This is a genomic window from Leisingera sp. MMG026, assembly GCF_021654205.1.
Taxonomy (GTDB): domain Bacteria; phylum Pseudomonadota; class Alphaproteobacteria; order Rhodobacterales; family Rhodobacteraceae; genus Leisingera.
Window position 1 is genome coordinate 1 of record NZ_JAKFZM010000045.1, and the last position, 17,373, is coordinate 17,373.

General features: G+C 58.8%; 20 protein-coding genes, 1 tRNA gene and 3 pseudogenes. 13 read left to right on the top strand and 11 right to left on the bottom strand.

Annotation, left to right across the window (positions count from 1 at the left end; translation table 11 throughout):
• Nucleotides 1-795: 795 nt before the first annotated feature.
• Nucleotides 796-872, bottom strand: a tRNA-Arg gene (locus tag L1069_RS19270).
• Nucleotides 873-1,241: 369 nt separating this feature from the next.
• A pseudogene (locus L1069_RS24310) lies at nt 1,242-1,603 on the bottom strand (transposase).
• Here L1069_RS24310 and L1069_RS19280 point away from each other — a divergent pair.
• A complete protein-coding gene (locus L1069_RS19280; RefSeq protein WP_237456775.1) occupies nt 1,508-1,762 on the top strand; it encodes a hypothetical protein in 255 nt (84 codons plus the stop codon). The pseudogene L1069_RS24310 and the gene L1069_RS19280 sit on opposite strands and share 96 nt — an antisense overlap.
• Before the next feature lie 21 nt (nt 1,763-1,783).
• Here L1069_RS19280 and L1069_RS19285 read toward each other — a convergent pair whose 3' ends face one another.
• The gene (locus tag L1069_RS19285; protein WP_237456759.1) at nt 1,784-2,068 is read right to left on the bottom strand and encodes a hypothetical protein; all 285 of its coding nucleotides are present in this window, start codon (nt 2,066-2,068) and stop codon (nt 1,784-1,786) included.
• Between the two features lie 359 nt (nt 2,069-2,427).
• Between L1069_RS19285 and L1069_RS19290 the strand changes: the two genes are divergently transcribed.
• Nucleotides 2,428-3,453, top strand: a complete 1,026-nt coding sequence (locus L1069_RS19290) for a LacI family DNA-binding transcriptional regulator (protein WP_343328073.1) — start codon at nt 2,428-2,430, stop codon at nt 3,451-3,453.
• A complete protein-coding gene (locus L1069_RS19295; protein WP_237456760.1) occupies nt 3,453-4,655 on the top strand; it encodes a crosslink repair DNA glycosylase YcaQ family protein in 1,203 nt (400 codons plus the stop codon). Before L1069_RS19290 ends, L1069_RS19295 begins: the two co-directional genes overlap by 1 nt.
• Before the next feature lie 4 nt (nt 4,656-4,659).
• Here the strand turns inward: L1069_RS19295 and L1069_RS19300 are convergent, their stop codons facing one another.
• The 5 genes from L1069_RS19300 to L1069_RS19320 form a co-directional block, all read right to left on the bottom strand.
• On the bottom strand, nt 4,660-5,103 hold the full coding sequence (locus tag L1069_RS19300; RefSeq protein ID WP_129372525.1) for an acyl-CoA thioesterase: 444 nt from the start codon (nt 5,101-5,103) through the stop codon (nt 4,660-4,662).
• Between the two features lie 13 nt (nt 5,104-5,116).
• Nucleotides 5,117-6,622 carry a TRAP transporter large permease gene (locus tag L1069_RS19305; RefSeq protein ID WP_211037627.1) on the bottom strand — a complete coding sequence of 502 codons (1,506 nt, stop codon included), beginning with the start codon at nt 6,620-6,622 and terminating at the stop codon, nt 5,117-5,119.
• Complete coding sequence (locus L1069_RS19310) at nt 6,619-7,200, bottom strand: TRAP transporter small permease subunit (RefSeq protein WP_237456761.1); 582 nt, start codon at nt 7,198-7,200, stop codon at nt 6,619-6,621. The genes L1069_RS19305 and L1069_RS19310 overlap by 4 nt, the downstream gene beginning before the upstream one ends.
• Nucleotides 7,201-7,281: 81 nt before the next feature.
• Nucleotides 7,282-8,325, bottom strand: a complete 1,044-nt coding sequence (locus tag L1069_RS19315; RefSeq protein ID WP_211037626.1) for a TRAP transporter substrate-binding protein — start codon at nt 8,323-8,325, stop codon at nt 7,282-7,284.
• A gap of 326 nt (nt 8,326-8,651) precedes the next feature.
• Nucleotides 8,652-9,350: a fumarylacetoacetate hydrolase family protein gene (locus L1069_RS19320; RefSeq protein ID WP_237456762.1), complete on the bottom strand. Its 699-nt coding sequence runs from the start codon at nt 9,348-9,350 to the stop codon at nt 8,652-8,654.
• 182 nt (nt 9,351-9,532) lie between these two features.
• Here L1069_RS19320 and L1069_RS19325 point away from each other — a divergent pair.
• Nucleotides 9,533-10,073 (top strand): annotated as a pseudogene (locus L1069_RS19325) (transposase); the annotation flags it as partial.
• A 666-nt stretch (nt 10,074-10,739) separates the two neighbouring features.
• Here L1069_RS19325 and L1069_RS19335 read toward each other — a convergent pair.
• The 3 genes and pseudogenes from L1069_RS19335 to L1069_RS19345 all read right to left on the bottom strand — a co-directional run.
• A pseudogene (locus L1069_RS19335) lies at nt 10,740-10,832 on the bottom strand (hypothetical protein); the annotation flags it as partial.
• 112 nt (nt 10,833-10,944) lie between these two features.
• Nucleotides 10,945-11,139: a hypothetical protein gene (locus L1069_RS19340; RefSeq protein ID WP_237456776.1), complete on the bottom strand. Its 195-nt coding sequence runs from the start codon at nt 11,137-11,139 to the stop codon at nt 10,945-10,947.
• A gap of 172 nt (nt 11,140-11,311) precedes the next feature.
• Nucleotides 11,312-12,640, bottom strand: a complete 1,329-nt coding sequence (locus L1069_RS19345) for a FliI/YscN family ATPase (RefSeq protein WP_237456763.1) — start codon at nt 12,638-12,640, stop codon at nt 11,312-11,314.
• An 88-nt stretch (nt 12,641-12,728) separates the two neighbouring features.
• Here L1069_RS19345 and L1069_RS19350 point away from each other — a divergent pair, with 88 nt between their 5' ends.
• Genes L1069_RS19350 through L1069_RS19390 form a run of 9 tightly spaced genes read left to right on the top strand, consistent with a single transcriptional unit; the run spans nt 12,729 to nt 17,299 of the window.
• Nucleotides 12,729-13,118, top strand: coding sequence for a FlgB family protein (locus tag L1069_RS19350; RefSeq protein WP_129372531.1), 390 nt, complete (start codon nt 12,729-12,731; stop codon nt 13,116-13,118).
• Nucleotides 13,119-13,131: 13 nt separating this feature from the next.
• Complete coding sequence (gene flgC, locus L1069_RS19355) at nt 13,132-13,524, top strand: flagellar basal body rod protein FlgC (RefSeq protein ID WP_024092263.1); 393 nt, start codon at nt 13,132-13,134, stop codon at nt 13,522-13,524.
• A gap of 22 nt (nt 13,525-13,546) precedes the next feature.
• Nucleotides 13,547-13,843 (top strand): flagellar hook-basal body complex protein FliE, encoded by a 297-nt coding sequence (gene fliE, locus L1069_RS19360; protein WP_237456764.1) that lies wholly within the window; start codon nt 13,547-13,549, stop codon nt 13,841-13,843.
• 3 nt (nt 13,844-13,846) lie between these two features.
• On the top strand, nt 13,847-14,119 hold the full coding sequence (locus tag L1069_RS19365) for a flagellar biosynthetic protein FliQ (protein WP_027257092.1): 273 nt from the start codon (nt 13,847-13,849) through the stop codon (nt 14,117-14,119).
• On the top strand, nt 14,119-14,835 hold the full coding sequence (locus tag L1069_RS19370; RefSeq protein WP_129372533.1) for a flagellar hook-basal body complex protein: 717 nt from the start codon (nt 14,119-14,121) through the stop codon (nt 14,833-14,835). The genes L1069_RS19365 and L1069_RS19370 overlap by 1 nt, the downstream gene beginning before the upstream one ends.
• A 10-nt stretch (nt 14,836-14,845) precedes the next feature.
• Entirely contained in the window at nt 14,846-15,631 is a 786-nt protein-coding gene (flgG, locus tag L1069_RS19375) for a flagellar basal-body rod protein FlgG (protein ID WP_027257090.1), read from the top strand.
• Nucleotides 15,631-16,053 (top strand): flagellar basal body P-ring formation chaperone FlgA, encoded by a 423-nt coding sequence (flgA, locus tag L1069_RS19380; protein ID WP_237456765.1) that lies wholly within the window; start codon nt 15,631-15,633, stop codon nt 16,051-16,053. Before flgG ends, flgA begins: the two co-directional genes overlap by 1 nt.
• Nucleotides 16,053-16,793, top strand: coding sequence for a flagellar basal body L-ring protein FlgH (gene flgH / locus L1069_RS19385; protein ID WP_129372535.1), 741 nt, complete (start codon nt 16,053-16,055; stop codon nt 16,791-16,793). The genes flgA and flgH overlap by 1 nt, the downstream gene beginning before the upstream one ends.
• Nucleotides 16,794-16,801: 8 nt before the next feature.
• On the top strand, nt 16,802-17,299 hold the full coding sequence (locus tag L1069_RS19390; RefSeq protein WP_237456766.1) for a flagellar basal body-associated FliL family protein: 498 nt from the start codon (nt 16,802-16,804) through the stop codon (nt 17,297-17,299).
• The last annotated feature ends 74 nt before the right edge of the window (nt 17,300-17,373 follow it).

The following is a 17,373-nucleotide window of genomic DNA, read 5'->3' on the forward strand; positions in this document are numbered from 1 at the left end:
CCCACAAGCAACCGCTACTCCCGTTGAATTTTTAGGTAAGCAGTTTTGACCCTAATGCACAATTGTGGGACTATATTCCTATCAACGCCACGAAAGCGCTTAAGCTTTCTTGAACCTGCGCTGACAATTGCCAAATAGTACTTAACTCCTGTGCAGCCCCCCCCCTGCAGCAAGAGCATATTCGCGAAAGCGTCAAACTGTGTGTTCCGCTGCGCATATTTTCAACCAGAAACATACCGAGCGACTGACCGCGATGTTGCGACCAGAAAGCGTGCCCGCATGTTGCCAGACCTGACCAAATACAGAAAGCACCTTGCCCACTTTGGGCTCGGCAAAGCACGAGAGGACGAGATTATCCACATAGCCTACAGGTCCATGGATAGCTTTGTCAGCCGAGCTTTTGAGGAGGACCTTACCCTATACCCGAAATGAGGGCTATCGAACCGCTCAAACCTCCTAACCTTTCAAGGTCTTGGAGGACTTTCGCCTGGGAAAATTTGAGATGGTGCCGGGGGCGGAATCGAACCACCGGCACAAGGATTTTAAAGCCCAAAACCAGTAAATCGAGTGGAGCAAGTCTGCTGTGAATGGCAGCTTTCCAAAATCTCTCAACTAGGTTTCGCGCTTGCAGCGAACTACCGCTTCCCGCCCTTCGCGTTGAAGACCCGGAGCAGTGCTGCGCCCTGGACGAATGTCTGCAATAAAAGGCTGTGCCGAGCATTTTGATGTTGACAGCCGGTGTGCATGAAAACCGGCTTCTGTGCATTCTTATGCCTCATTGGCAACAGGTGGTTTTGGCGACCCCGGCAGGATTCGAACCTGCAACCTGCCCCTTAGGAGGGGGCTGCTCTATCCAGTTGAGCCACGGGGCCGCGCTTGTTTACGCGATAACAAATCCCTCCTGCGATCACAATGGTAAGCGATGCATCTGCCCCCCCTCGATGGCATCTAATCGCGCTCAACTACCCTGTGATATGTAAGCCTCTAATCCATAGCAGGAGGCGAACAAGTCGAAACATGAGGTTTGGGTGTTCACCATTGAAACATCTCCTTCAGGCAAGAATATCTGGCCCATTGACCTGAAACGGGAAGCAACCCGACGCATCCGGGAGGACGGCCTGTCTCCCGGTGACATCGCCGCAGAACTGGGAGCCTATGAATGCCTCGTTCGCAAGTGGTGGGTCGCTGACCGCCCAGTCGAGGCGAGATTATAGCGGTCCAAGGTACCTCGCTCGCCGAAATCAAGATGGTCGAAAAAAGCCGGACTCCTTCGGCCTCGCTCGTATCGCCATCACAGCGCGAGATGTCATGCCCACGACCAGCAACTTGCGAATGTAGCGATCACCCTGCTTCGTGATCTTTCCAAGACGTTCCTTGCCGCCGCTGGATCGCGCGCTGTCCGAAACTGATGCGCGTCACCGATTGTGGCGACAATCGCCGATGCCGTGACCGGCCCAATTCCAGGCATGCGCATTAATCGACGTGCATCTGCGTTCAGCATTGCGTGTTGCTCGATCATCTTGGAATAGCCAGAGATGCGTTCGTTCAGGCCGATGAATTGGTAGCACTGGATGCCAAGCATGCCGTTCGCAATGGCGGGCATGTCCGGGTGATCACCGTCATGGTGACGCTTTGCAAAAGCCGTAACGGCTTCGATCCCAATCGGCAAAACATGTCCAAACTCGCGCAACAGGCTACGGATCATGTTGGCCAGTTGGGTGCGCTGCCGGACGGCCAGGTCACGCGTTCTGTGGATGGATGAAATGGCCTGCTGATCTTCAGTCTAGATATCTACGAAGCGCATGGTCGGACGGCGGACCGCCTCGCAAATCGCTTCTGCGTCGACAGCATCGTTCTTTCCGCGCTTCACATACGGTTTGACATATCCAGCAGGCATGAGCTTCACATCATGCCCGAGCTGGCGCAGCTGGCGGCCCCAATGATGGGATGAACCGCAGGCTCCCATGCCAACCGTGCACGGTGGCAGCGTCTCAAAAAACGCTAGCAGCTTCGCGCGTTTGATCGCCTTGTTGAAGATAACGCGGCCGTTCTCCGAAATGCCGTGCACTTGGCAAACATCCTTGGCCCAATCCAGGCCTACGGTCTTTACTGTTATTGGGTGGCTCCTTTCCTAGCAGTCGTTGATAACTGCACTTTGGCACATTCGATGCCGGCGGAGCAGGAGCCACCCACCTCATCCGCGACGGGCCGAGGCTGTCTAGTACTTACTGTTTCGTATTGGCGCTGCGCACCAAAATGGAGACCATAGGGCGCGTCAGCTAGAAGCCTCTGCCGGGGTCAGTTGCAACGCTTGCTCACATTAGGATGGGCGAGGCCGAATGCCGGTTTGCCGCGCGCAGTTTCCATTGTGCAGCAACCGATGTCTGCGCTAACGTTGCACACAGCAATAACAAGAGGCTCAGGAACGTGACCACGGACAGCAAGCGCCCTCTCACCCTCCGCGATGTATCCGAAGCGACCGGTGTATCCGAAATGACCGTAAGCCGCGTACTGCGCAATCGCGGCGATGTGTCGGAAAAGACCCGCACTAAAGTACTGAGTGCCGCCAAGGAACTGGGCTACGTGCCCAACAAGATCGCTGGCGCGCTGGCTTCGAACCGGGTGAACCTGGTGGCGGTGATTATCCCCTCGTTGTCGAATATGGTGTTCCCCGAGGTGCTGACCGGCGTCAACAAGGTGCTGGAGAATACCGAGCTGCAGCCGGTGGTCGGCGTCACCGACTATCAGCCCGAGAAAGAGGAAAAGGTGCTTTATGAAATGCTCTCTTGGCGCCCCTCCGGTGTGATAATTGCAGGACTGGAACATACCGAGGCCGCCCGCGCCATGCTGAACAGCGCCGGTATCCCGGTGGTGGAGATCATGGATACCGACGGTAAGCCGGTGGATGCGATGGTCGGCATTTCCCACCGTCGTGCGGGCCGCGAAATGGCCAAGGCGATCCTTAAGGCCGGATACCGGCATATTGGCTTCATGGGCACCAAGATGCCGCTTGATCACCGGGCGCGAAAGCGGTTCGAAGGTTTCACCGAGGCGCTGGCCAAGGAAGGCGTGGAGATCGAAGACCGCGAGTTTTACTCAGGCGGTTCGGCGCTGGCCAAGGGGCGCGAGATGACTGAAGCCATGCTGGAGCGCTCACCGGAATTGGATTTTCTGTATTTCTCCAATGACATGATCGGCGCGGGCGGGTTGCTGTATCTGCTCGATCAGGGCATTGATGTGCCGGGCCAGATTGGCCTGGCCGGGTTCAACGGGGTGGAGCTGCTACAGGGGCTGCCCCGCAAGCTGGCCACCATGGACGCCTGCCGCCTGGACATCGGACGCAAAGCGGCTGAGATCATTGCGGCACAGCTGGACGATCCGGACTCAGAGATCGATAAGCATGTCACGCTGAACCCGACCATTTCCTATGGCGACACGCTGAAACGGCGCTGATGGCGCTGCAACGGCTGGACAATCAAAGCGCGCGGCGGTTGTTCCTGGACCGCCACGCCCTGCTGGAGCAGCCTGCTGGCCCTGCCAAGGGTGCGGACTTGCTGGCGCTGATCCAGCGTTTGGGGTTTGTGCAGCTCGACAGCATCAATACGGTGGCGCGCGCCCATGACGTGATCCTCTATTCACGCCGCCCGGGTTATCGCGCCAAACATCTGAAGCAGCTCTACGAGCGGGACCGCGGGCTGTTTGAGCATTGGACCCACGACGCCGCGATGATCCCGATGGTGTTTTATCCTCATTGGCATCTGCGGTTTCAGCGTGACACCGGGCTGCTGCGCAAACGCTGGCGCAACTGGCGGCGCGACGGGTTTGAGGCGCAGTTCGAAACCGTCCTGAACCATGTGCGGGATCACGGCCCAGTCAGTTCTTCTGACCTTGGCAAGGATGAAAAAAAGAGTTCCGGCGGCTGGTGGGACTGGCATCCGTCCAAAACCGCGTTGGAATATCTCTGGCGTTCCGGCGCGCTGACAGTGGTGGGGCGTGAAGGATTTCAGAAACGCTATGACCTGACCGAGAGAGTGATTGAGGAGCATCTGCGCCCTAGCACCTCCTGCGACGCGACTGCGACCATAAACTGGCTCTGCTCAGCTGCGATGGACCGGCTGGGCTTTGCCACCTCAGGCGAACTCGCATCGTTCTGGGACACCGCTTCTCCGGCGGAAGCCAAGGTATGGTGCGCCGAACAGCTGCGCCAAGGAGAGCTGGAAGAGATCGAGATCCTGCAGGCTGACGGCAAGCTGCGCAAAGTGTTCGCCCGTCCGGGCACCGTGGAGGCCGGTGCGGAATTGGGTCCGGCACCGGGCCGGATGCGGGTGCTCAGCCCCTTTGACCCTGCCCTGCGCGACCGCAAGCGGGCGGAACGGCTGTTCGGTTTCCATTACCGGATCGAGGTCTTCACCCCCGCACCCAAGCGCCGGTACGGCTATTACGTCTTTCCATTGCTGGAGGGCACACGCCTGGTTGGCCGGATCGATATGAAGGCGGACCGGGACGCGGGCGTCCTGCGCGTCACCGCCGTATGGCCTGAACGGGATGTGAAATGGTCCCTGCCCCGCACCAAGCGGCTGGAGGCAGAACTGGACCGGGTTGCGCGCTTTACCGGCCTCAGCAAAGTGAGTTTCGCTGACGGCTGGTTGCGCTGAGGTATTATTCGGGCCGTAGCTGGGCCTCGATCACCTGCCGGTAATCTTCCGGCGCGGGTTTTGCAGTAAAGCTCTCCGGAGCTATGAAAACGCAAACGAACTTGCCTTCAAAGCACAGCACCCCATCCTGCCGCGCTTTCACCCGGAAAGTCACCGACTTACCACCCAGTGCCGAAGGCCAGACCTCGCATTTCAACCTGTGCCGCGGGGTAACCGGTGACCTGAAATCGATGCTCATATGCACGAATGGCGTACCGGTGCCGCGGTCCAGCTCCATCTGATACCAGCCATCGCCGCCCAGGTGATGCTCCCACCAAGCGTCAATCGCCTCCAGCGCGAAAACTGGCAGCCGCCCGGTATAGGCAATCCGGGCCGGGTCGCAATCGCCCCAGCCCACGCGGATTTCATGCTCGAAACCCGGCTGCCGCCCTGTACTGTTCTGCGCCATCACACTAGCCCCGTCATTGCATAAGCATCAGCGGCAGCAGCGTGATAATCGGGAAGGCAACCAGAATGACCACCCGGATAAGATCAGAGGCAACAAAGAACATCACCGCCTTGTAAGTGTCGATCATCTTGGTCTTACGGTCCATTGCGCTGATGATGAACAGGTTCATGCCCACTGGCGGGGTGATCAGGCCGACCTCGACCACGATCAGCACCAGGATCCCGAACCAGATAGCGACATATTCCGCCTCGATCCGGTTAACCCGGCCTTCTGTCACCCGGATGCCCAGCTCTTTCATCTGCTCACGGGTGAGTTCCGCTCCGGCCGCAATGGCGTCCTTGATCGAGGCGAGCATCTCTGCCCCCATCCCTTCAGGCACGCCGGCCTTTAGCACCTCCATCGCTGCATCCGCCTGCATTGCTGGCAGCGACAGCAGACCGAAGTCCATCGCCGAGATCACCGGAAAGAAGATCGGGATCGTCAGCAGGATCATCGACAGCGAATCCATCAGGCAGCCGAAGACCAAGTAGAATCCCAGGATCAGTGCCAGCACCATCCAAGGACTAAGACCCTGGCTCACAACGTAATCCGCCAATTCCTGCGGTACTTTTGTGAGCGCCAGGAAACCATTGTAGAAACCAGCACCCAGCACGATGAAGAAAATCATCGCAGTGGACCGCGCTGTTACCAAAAAGCTGTCAGCCAGTGTTTCGCGGTTCAGCCCGCCATTGGTCCAGGCGATGAAGCCGGTGCCAAATGCGCCCACGGCTGCACCCTCGGTCGGGGTGAACCATCCCAGATAGATGCCGCCCACCACCAGGCCGAACACCAGAAGCACCGGCCAGACATGTACCAGCGCGGCGAAACGCTCGCGCATCGGAACTGGCGGGCGGGTGCCGGCACTTTCAGGGAACAGGCGCACATAGACCGAGATTGCAATTACATAACCCAAAGCTGCCAGCAAGCCCGGAATGAAGGCTGACAGGAACAGCTTGGCGATGTTCTGCTCGGTCAGGATGGCATAGATGACCAGCACAACAGAAGGCGGGATCAGGATGCCCAGCGTGCCGCCCGCCGCCAGCGTCGCGGTCGAAAATCCGCCGGCATAGCCGTATTGCTTCAGCTCCGGCAGTGCGACCCGGCCCATCGTGGCTGCGGTGGCCAAAGACGAGCCGCAGATCGCACCAAAGCCGGCGCAGGCGCCGATGGCCGCCATCGCAACCCCGCCCTTGCGGTGGCCGAGGAATCCTTCAGCCGCTTTGAACAACGCGGTGGACATGCCGCCCAGCGTCGCGAAATGCCCCATCAGCAGGAACATCGGCACAATGGTCAGCGAATAGGAGGAGAAGGTCGAATAGGTCTCGCTTTTCAACCGCCCGAACGCAACCTGGGTGCCGTCCGTGACCCAGATCAGCCCGCCGAGGCCGACCAGAAACATCGAAAGCCCGATAGGCACCCGCAGAAAGATCAGCAGCATCAGAACCGGGAAGGAGGCGATGCCAATTTCAAGAGCCGTCACTGTTCGCCCTCCACGCCGTCCCAGATCAGGATCCGGCCGGTAAAAAATTCGATGGTGCGGATTGCACCCATGTAGAGACCCACAATCGCGGCGACGACAGCCGCCACCATGCTGATGCCGTAGGCCCACCAAACCGGAAACTCGAGCAGGAAGGAGGTCTCGCCATTGGAGAACTTGCTCGCAAGCCCAGCCCCCAGCCGCCAGGCGATAAGAATCAGCGCCGCGGCAAAGACTATTTCGGTCACCATCCGCAAAAACCGGTTCACTCCGCGCGGAAACGTATTGGCCACCACATCAACCGAGGCATGGCCTGCGGTGATCTGGCACAGCGGCAGAAAGGCGAAGATCGCAAAGGCCACACCGGCCTCGACCAGTTCAAAGTCGCCATTGACCGGCCCGACCCAGCCGGTCATCCACTTTGAGAACCCCGGCGCAATCCGCTCCATCAAATCGCCATGGAAGACGCCGTTGAGCAAACGCCCAGCGATCGAAACACATGTCAAAATGATCAGAAGAGTGAGGACCGCACCGCCCAGGTAGGCCATGGATTTGGCCAGCCGCATCATGAGCTTGTGCATTATTCAGTTGCCTTATTCCGGTATGCAAAGGGCCGCAGTGCCAATGCCGTGCGGCCCTTCACTTTTATCAATCAAAACGCCTTACTGATACTGCGGCGTGTATTTCTCGATCAGCCCGCTGGCTTCTTCGATCAGCGCATTGCCGTCGATACCCTTTTCGGCCATGTCGGCGATCCACTTGTCGTAGATCGGCTGCGAGCGTTCACGCCAGACGGCAGTCTGTTCTTCGTCCAGGGTGATCACAGTGTTGCCCAGATCCAGCGCCATCTCGCGTGAGGGACCATCCGAATCCGCCTGGGTGCCGCCGGCAAAGACCGAGAATTCCAAGCCGGAGTTATCGTCGATCGCCTTCTTCAGGTCATCCGGCAGGCTCTCATACTTCTCTTTGTTCATCGCCAGAACAAAGGTCAGCGTATACAGCGCCTTGCCAGTGAACTCAGTGTGGTTCTCCACCAGCTCCGGGACCTTCAGCGCCGCCGTCACTTCCCACGGAATGGTGGTGCCGTCGATCACGCCCTTGGACAGGCCTTCCGGAATAGCCGGAACCGGCATCCCCACCGGGGTTGCACCCAGCTCAGTCAGCAATGCGTTAACCGACCGGCCACCGCCGCGGATCTTCATGCCTTCCAGATCTTCAGGCGTTTCCACCGGGTCGGCGGTGTGGATCAAGCCGGGTCCATGCACCCAAGTGCCCAGAATGTGGACATCCTTGAACTCGGTGTCCTTCATGTGCTTGTCGAACATTTCCCAATATGCGTGCGACACGGCGCGCGCATTGGTCATCATGAATGGCAGCTCAAACACTTCGGTTGAAGGGTAGCGGCCCGGAGTATAGCCTACCACGGTCCAGACGATATCCGCCACGCCATCAATGGCCTGGTCCATCAGCTCAGGCGGCTTGCCCCCCAGCTGCATCGACGGGAAGCGATCAACCTTGATGCGCCCGCCCGAGGATTCCTCGACGTTGTCCGCCCAAACATCCAGGATCAGTTTCGGCACGTTTGCCTGTGCCGGCAGGAACTGGTGCAGTTTCAGGGTCACCTCCTGAGCAAATGCCGGCATTGCGCCGAACATTGCCAAGGCCGCTGCCCCCGCTGCCCCCAATAGCTTTCTCCGAGTAGTCATGTCTGTCCTCCCTTAGACCAAATTATTTGCAGGGTCCGCCGCTCTCGCAACATTACTGCGGCAGATGGCTGAATTCTTTCCGTATCCGCCACCAAGGCCCCGCTCAGGGTTCGTTTTACGAACCAGTTGCCCCCCTGCTATTAGGTGCATTTGTAACTATCAACAGCGGATCATGCATTTTCCACTCATGAAATCTGCCTGCACTTCCTTAACTCAGACAAGTTTCACAGCTTATATGTTACAAAGCCCCCCGCACTCACATTCAAATTGATACATATTAAGATGGCCGCATGGCAACAAAAATCATGGCTTTGCGCCGCCTTACGTCATTCCGCAGCAGCCAGTGTCAAGTCGACCTGCGGCAGCCCATCAACCCCGCCGCGCATCCGGTCGCCTGCCTGAACGGCTCCAACACCGGCCGGCGTTCCAGTCAGAATCACATCTCCGGGCCGCAAGTGATAAAAGCCGGACAGATGACAGATAATCTCCTCAACGGACCAGATCATTTCCTCCAGCGCGGCGTCCTGCCGGATCTCCCCGTTCACCTCCAGCCAAATGCGCCGGCCAGGCGGACTGCCCCAATCTGCTGCCCGGGCCAGCGGCGCAAACACCGCCCCGTTCTCCAGATCCTTGCCCAGATCCCAGGGGCGTTGTTTCTGCCGCTCACGGATCTGCAGGTCGCGGCGGGTCATATCCAGCGCACATCCATAGCCAAAGACAGCAGCCTTCGCCTCTTCGGCGGATGCTTGGAACACCGGCGCACCAATCGCCACAGACAGCTCCATCTCATAGTGGAAGTTTTCAGTCCCCGGCGGATAGGGCACAACCGCGCCCGTCAGCACCGCATTGACCGCCGTCTTGGTGAAATAAAATGGCGCCTCGCGGTCCACTTCATTGCCCATTTCGGCAGCATGAGCCGCGTAATTGCGCCCAACGCAGAAAATCCGCCCGACCGGGTATCCCGCCGGTTCTCCGGCGACCGGAATCACCGGTGCTTCCTGTAATGTGAACAGAATCTCACCCATCAAAGAATCCTTCATACCTCGGCAGATTCAGGCTGCCTCACCAAGTCAGAGCCGCAATCCAACAGCCTGTAAACCCCGCTTTCGGCTTGAATGCCCTGCACATGGCCGTCCAGCACATTCCTGATCTTCACTTCCGATGAATACCGCTTGCGCGTCGCGCGTTTGATGCAAAGCCTCCCCCAATGAAGTGGGCCGCGCCTATTTTTAGGAATGCGGATGACCATAGATGGCCAAAGGAGACCGAAGAGATTGACGTGAAGTTGCGGCAGATTGAAGTCCTTATGGGGCAAGGCATGCCCCGGATTGATGCAATCCGTCAGGCCTGTGTGACTGAACAAACGTACTACGGTTGGAAGAAATAGTACGGCGGTATGGGCACAGAGCAGCTTAAGGAACTGAAGCGGCTTCAGAAGGAGATCGAGCGCTTGAGTAGGGCGGTATCGGACCTGACGTTGGACAAATTGATCCTGTCCGAGGCCGCAAAGGAAGCGAAGAGCGTCCCGGAAACATTCATCAGACCGTTTCAGCCCTGAACGGGCGGAGCCCCTGAGCCCCTCGCGCTGCCATGCTTGCATTGATTTTGTGAGCAGCCAAATGAAGGTTTCCGAGCGTCGCGTTTGCCGCGTCCTGGGCCAGCACCGATCCACACAGAGACGAGAGCCGGTTGGTCGGGCTGACGAAGACCATCCGGTTGCGGACATGATCGAGCTGACACGTCAGTATGACGATACGGCTTCGCCGCAGTGTCCGGTGGACGTATGCCCAATCTGGCTGAAATGCGCGCCGCGCCGCCTCCCGGGCAGTTCGCGGAGAGACGAGCCGCTTAAGCTCGGCATCCGCCATCTCCGGCGGCAGCGGCCAGTTTAAGCCTGCCTCTTGTTCACGCTCCAGATAACCCAGCAGCGTGGTGCGGCCAATCGCCAGGCTCACCGCCATCCGGCGGGCCGACAGGCCCTCGGCTGAAAGCCGCAGTACGTCCCGTATCTTCCGTATCCACTGCCCGGCAGGCGCATACGCGCATGCTGCCTAGAGGGGGCAATCTCTTCATCGCGCTCCCTCCGGTCCCAAAAGAACCGCAAGCAGATGGCCTTGCAGCAACACGTCAGAGAAGTTGCCGGATGTGGTTGGAACGGGTGGCCGGATCACACCGGATTACGCACCCTGATACAGCTTAGCCACTGGTCCGAAATCCTGCGACCATCACTAGGGCAACTGGGTGGACAGTTGCTGCCCCAAGGTCAAATATCGCGGGCGAGAGCCCAGAGATACCCCTTCTTTACTTTGCTTCTGACAGGATCATGGCCAGGGGCCGTGGTCTCGTCCCTGAAGAGCTTGGTGGGCTATTTTGAGATTCGTCTGCTGGGCGGCATAAACCGCGGTCGTTTCATAGGCGGCTTTGCCCACCCATGCCGCCAACATGGTGCAGCCCAGTTCGACGCCCAGTCGTGCATAGATTCGCACCTGCCGATGATGCGGCAGATTGAGCACAACTCCCGGGAAGCGACCAGCAACGTAATTCTCACGGCGTCGGTGATGAAAAACGGGGGCACGCCTTTGAAAATATCCTGCACGCCCCAGATGATGGTGAAGATCATCACGTCAATTTCGCCGTTTCCAGCAGTGCCGATTTCAGCTCGGCCCACTTCATGTCCTTCAGGACGGCCATGCAGAACACCACAAAGGCCCCCAGCGCGCCATCCGACGCTACGCCGACAAATGATTGGGCGCATGTTTCAATACCATGGCACGCTACTTGCGGTCGCTTCAGGTTCCAAAGTCTCAGAGACAATCAGTGCCTTCAGATCATCAGGCCAACGCAGATGTTCGCGCCGACCCGTTACAAATCAGAAGTATGTAAATACCTCAGTAGGGGTATCCTTGAAGCATCCCTGTGAGAAATTCCATCGCCGCAGTTACTCGCCGATCAAATGATCAGACGGTAGGTGGAGCCAACGCGCCGCTTACCGTCCCGCCTTGGCCCGGCGCAGCAACAGAAGCAGCCGATTGAAACTGCTGGTGATTCCTTCCGGATCTTCGCGGCCGAAAAAACCGTCCAGTTCCGGCCACAGTTTCACAGCCTTGTCCAGCACCGCGTCATTACCCTCAGCATAGAGACCGGCCCTGATCATCACTTCCGACTGTTCATAAGCGCCCAAGAATTTGCGCACATCCTGGATTGCCGTGTTTTCATCGGCAGTGGCCGCAGCAGGCAGACTGCGGGAGACTGAGCGTGAGACGTCAATCGCCGGGAACCTGCCGCGTTCGGCGATTTCCCGGTTCAATACAATATGACCGTCCAGAACACCGCGAAGAATATCTGCAATCGGCTCATCCATGTCGGAACCGGCCACCAGGACGCTGAACACAGCAGTGATATCACCCTGCCCGTCTGCACCAGGGCCAGCCCGCTCGCACAGGCCGGTGATCAGCGGTGTTACCGATGGAGGGTATCCGCGCAAGGCAGGTGCTTCGCCCGAAGCGGCTGAAATCTCCCGGTGCGCCTCGGCGAAACGGGTAACCGAGTCGGCTAGGAACAGCACATTCTTACCCTGATCGCGAAAATGCTCGGCAACTGTCATGGCGGCCCAGGCGCAACGGCGCCGGACCAGCGCGGACTGATCGGACGTGGCAGCCACCACAACCGCCCGGCGCATGCCATCGGGTCCCAGAACCTGTTCGACAAAGTGATTCACCTCCCGGCCGCGTTCCCCGATCAACGCCATGACCACCACATCCGCTTCCATGCTTTGGGCCAGTTTTGCCAACAGAGACGATTTTCCGACGCCGGAGCCCGCAAAAAGACCCACCCTTTGGCCGCGCACAATTGGGAGAATCGTGTTCAATACCGCCTGCCCGGTCGCCAAACGCTCTCCCATCGGCCGCCTGCCGGCGGCTTTGGGCGGGGACGCCATCAGATCCCGCGGCGCGGATCCCGGCAGCAAGGGGCGGCCATCCAGCGGCTCCCCAAAAGGATCAATCACCCTGCCAATCCAGTGATCGCTGGGCAAAAACTCAGGCGAGGGGTGCAGCACCACCGGGTCACCGACAGCAGCGCCATCAGGCGCCCTATCAGGCAACATGCTGATATTATTTCCATTAATCTTCAGCACTTCGCCATGCAACTCGTCCTGCGGGCCGCGCCGCAGCACCAGCCGGTCACCGATCCGCGCGGCAGAAGCCAACCCGCTGACTTCGATTTCCCCGCCAGAGATCGCGGTAACCCTGCCCATCTGTGTTGCCAGGCGTTTTCCGGCTATTTGACGGGTCAGTGCTTGCAGCTCTGCTTTCATTGCAGCGGCCTCCATTGATGTCCTGAAAACAATTTCTAAAGGAATCGGGGTTAAGCCTTGATTGAAATCGATCAAGGGAGAAGCCCTGGTGTTCACAGAACTGAACGTATTCAAAATTTCTCACGCCATGGCAGTTCATGCCGGGACGCGCCAGGCATTGGTGTCCCAGAACATCGCCAACGCCGATACGCCTGGTTACCACGCCAAGGACATCAAGCCATTCAAGGAAGTCTTTGCAGCCGGGGCCCGCCCGAGCAGCATGATCGCAACCCGCGGCAGCCATCTGAACGGCACCGCCGGCAACGGCATGGACTGGGCCGTCACTTCAAGCGAGGACGGCAGCGATCCCAATGACAACTCAGTGTCTGTCGAAACCGAACTTCTGAAAGGCGTTGAAGTTTCCCGGCAGCACAAGCGGGCCTTGGCCATCTACAAATCCTCGATGAATGTCCTGCGCGCAAGCCTTGGCAAAACCTAAGGGAGGATGAGAGATGAGTGAATTTTCAAGAGCCCTTTCCGTCACTGCCAGCGGTCTCAAGGCGCAAGCCTCGCGTCTGCGCCACGTGTCGGAAAACATCTCCAACGCTGACACTCCGGGCTACCGGCGCAAAACGGTGCCGTTTGAAGCGGTGCGCGAACTGCAAACCGATGTGGAGCATGTGCGCACCGGCCGGGTCACGCTGGACCGCAGCGATCTGGAAGAAGTCTACGACCCTTCGCATCCGATGGCCGATGAAAGCGGGCATTACGACGGCTCCAATGTCGATCTGATGATCGAGATCGCCGACGCCCGTGAAGCCCAGCGAAGCTATGAAGCCAACCTGAAGATGTTCGAGCAGACACGGACAATGTCCGCATCACTCATGGACCTATTGAGACGTTAACCAAAACATTTGGAGATCCAGAATGGATATTCGCAGTCTTTCCGCGGCAACCGGCTATGCCGCTGCCCGTCCCGCCACCAAAGCCGATCCCGAATATGCGGGCTCTGGCGCAGGCCCCCGCCTGAAAGAGAGCTTTGAGAATTTCGCGGCGACTTTGCAGCAAAGTGAACAGGTCTCAATGCAGGCGATGACCTCAAACGCCGATCCGCACGCTTTGGTGCAGGCCCTGGCGCAGACCGAACTGGCAGTCGAAACTGCGGTTACCGTGCGCAACAAGGTCGTCGAAGCTTACCAGGAAATCCTGAGGATGCCGGTCTAAGCCATGATGAGCGAAAGCCTCTTCTATGACACGCTGCGCCAAGCGCTGTGGGCCGCCGTCACCATGTCGACGCCGATCCTGGTTGTTGCACTGGTTGTCGGTCTGGCCATCGGTCTGTTTCAGGCTCTGACGTCGGTGCAGGAAATGACCCTGACCTTCGTGCCCAAACTGACAGCGATCCTGGTCGTGTTCTGGATGACAATGGGCTTCATGACACAAACGCTGGTGGCCTTCTTCCACGGCCACGTTGTTCCGATGATTGCCGGAGGTTCGTAATGGAAAATGCAGGCTACGCAACCCTTTCACGCCAAACGGGCCTGATGCGGGAGATGCGCGTCATTGCCAACAATATCGCGAACTCGGCCACTACCGGCTACCGCCAGGAGGGCCTGATCTTTTCGGAATTTGTGCAGTCCTCGCCCGGCCAGCAGTCGCTGTCAATGTCGCGCGCGAATATCTTCAATACCTCGATGGAGCAGGGTCAGCTGACCAAAACCGGCGGCTCGTTTGACTTTGCAATCGAGGGCGACGCCTTCTTTATGGTGGAAACGCCGCAAGGCGAAAGGTTGACCCGTTCAGGTGCCTTCTCCCCCAATGCTGATGGCGATCTGGTGACCATGGATGGATACCGGGTGCTGGATGCCGGCCGCGCGCCGGTCTTTGTTCCGCCGGATGCCGGCAAGATCGAAGTCGGGGCGGATGGTTCGCTCAGTGCAAACGGGCGGCTGCTGGGGCAGCTTGGCCTATTCAAGCCGATGGAGCAGCACACGCTGGTGCGCGAGGACGGAGTGATGTTCCGCGTCGACGGCGAGATTGAGGACAGTTTTGATGCGAAAGTGCTGCAAGGCTTTCTCGAAGGCTCCAACGTGAATGCGATTTCCGAAGTGACCCGGATGATCGAAGTCCAGCGCGCCTATGAAATGGGCCAAAGCTTTCTGCAGGCGGAAGACGAACGCATCCGCAATGCCATCAAAAACCTGATCAAGACCTAGGAGAATCCAGATGCGTGCCTTGAAAATCGCAGCGACCGGCATGAGCGCTCAGCAATTGCGGGTGGAGACTATCTCCAACAACCTCGCCAATATGAACACCACAGCCTACAACGCCCGGCGCGCCGAGTTTGCCGATCTGCACTACCAGCAGATCTCGCGGGCCGGCAGTGTCAACGCATCGGATGGCACGGTGCTGCCGACCGGCGTGCAGGTTGGCCTGGGTGTGCGCCCCGCCGCCGTCTCGGTGCATTTGTCGCAAGGCGCGCTGCAGCAGACCAACAATGATCTGGATCTCGCCATCGACGGCAAGGGCTATCTTGAGGTCACATTGCCGTCCGGCCAGACCGCCTATACCCGCGACGGCGCATTGAAACGCTCAGCCGAAGGGCTGATCGTGACGTCGGACGGTTTTGCAGTTTCTCCCGAAGTCACCATTCCTGATGATGCTGTCAGTATCTCGATCAACGCTGAGGGCGAAGTCTACGGGTACTTTGATGAAACCTCGGCAGGCCAGTTGTTGGGCCAGTTCACTCTGGCGGGCTTCACCAACCCCAAAGGCCTTGAGGCGATCGGCAGCAACCTGTTCACCGAAACAGAGGCCTCTGGTGCTGCCACTGTATCTACGGCCGGCGAAGACGGGCTTGGCACCCTGCGCCAGGGATATCTGGAGGCCAGTTCCGTGGATGCGGTGCGCGAGGTCACCGAGCTGATCGAAGCCCAGCGGGGCTATGAAATGAATGCCAAGGTCATCTCGGCTGTCGACCAGATGATGGGCGCAACAACACAGGTGCGCTGATGAAACTTGCTCTTGCCTGTCTGACCGCAGCGGCGCTTAGCGCACCGCCCGCCTGGGCGGAATATCTGATCCCGCTGCGTACGATACGCGCAAAGGCGATCGTCAATGCCGAGGACCTGGCTCTGAAAAAAGGCGAAATCCTTGGTGCACTGTCGGACCCGGCTGCGGTTGTCGGTCAGGAGGCGCGCGTCGCACTATACGCAGGTCGGCCGTTGCGGGCTGGCGATATCGGCCCGCCGGCCATCATTGAACGCAATGACCTGGTCACTTTGACCTTCCGCCAGGGTGTCCTGACCATAGCGGCCGAAGGCCGCGCCTTGGGGCGCGGCGCTGCTGGCGAGGCCGTCCGGGTCATGAATCTTAATTCCCGCACCACCGTAACCGGGCGGATCGCGGCAGACGGTTCCGTTGAGGTAAACTGATGAAAAAGAAACTTTCCCCCGTCAAACCGCTGCTGTTCGGGCTCGCCCTGCTGGGTGCCTGCGGCCGGATGGATCATATGGGCAAACCGCCCTCTTTCACCCCGTCCAATGAAAGCTCTGAACATGTTGCAATGCTGTACCAGGGATTGCCTGCACAGACACAGAACCGGCGCACCGTTGATGGCGCATCCCTGTGGAGCGGCTCGCAGCAATCACTGCTGGGCGACCGCCGCGCGATCAAGCGCGGCGATATCCTGACGGTGGTGATCGAGATCGATGAAGAGGCCGAAATTTCCAACGATACCCAGCGCTCACGCTCGGGGGCTGAAAGCCTGAACATGCCGCATCTCCTTGGCCTGCCCCAGCGTCTGGACAGAAAACTGCCGGAAGGTGCCACCTCCGCCGACGCCGTGGAACTGGGCAGTTCCAGTTCTGCCGGCGGCAAAGGATCCGTCAAACGCAGCGAAAAGCTGGAATTGCGAGTTGCGGCGACTGTTGTCGACGTTCTGCCCAACGGCGTGCTGGCGATCAGCGGCACCCAGGAACTGAGGGTGAATTTCGAGCTGCGCGAGCTCTTGGTGACCGGCTATGTCCGGCCGCAAGACATCAGCCGCCAGAACGAGATCACTTATGACAAGATCGCTTCGGCCCGTGTGTCCTATGGCGGCCGTGGCCAAATCACTGACGTTCAGCAGCCGCGCTACGGCCAGCAGCTGCTCGACGCCATTCTGCCGTTCTGAGGGTTGCCATGCTGTCTAAACTCCTTCCAGTCATCCTGCTGATCATCGGGACCGGAGGCGGCATTGGCGCCGGCATCATGCTGGCGCCTCCGCCTGAAGAAAATCAAGCCGCTGCCGGCGGCGAGGCCGAACCAGCCCCGGAAGAGGCCGCAGAGGAAACCGCTGAAGAAAGCGAAGAAAACCAGCGCGAATACATCAAAGTCGGCGACCAGTTTGTTGTGCCGATTGTGGAGCGCGACCAGATGACATCCCTGGTGGTGATCTCTCTCAGCCTTGAGGTAAAGAAAGGTATTGCGGAAAAAGTGCATTCCTACGCGCCCAAGTTGCGGGATGTTTTTCTGCAAGTTCTCTTCGACCACGCCAATATGGGCGGTTTCCGCGGGGCGTTTACCCGCTCAGATGTCTTGGAACCCCTGCGCACGGCGCTGCGCGAGGCGGCACAGAAACATATCGGCAAAGGCGTCTATGACGTTTTGATCATGGAAATATCACGGCAGGACGTCTGACCGGCGAGCAGCCCATCAAACATGTAAAAGGCCGGTTCCGCTAAGGACCGGCCTTTTTGCTTTACGCCATACTC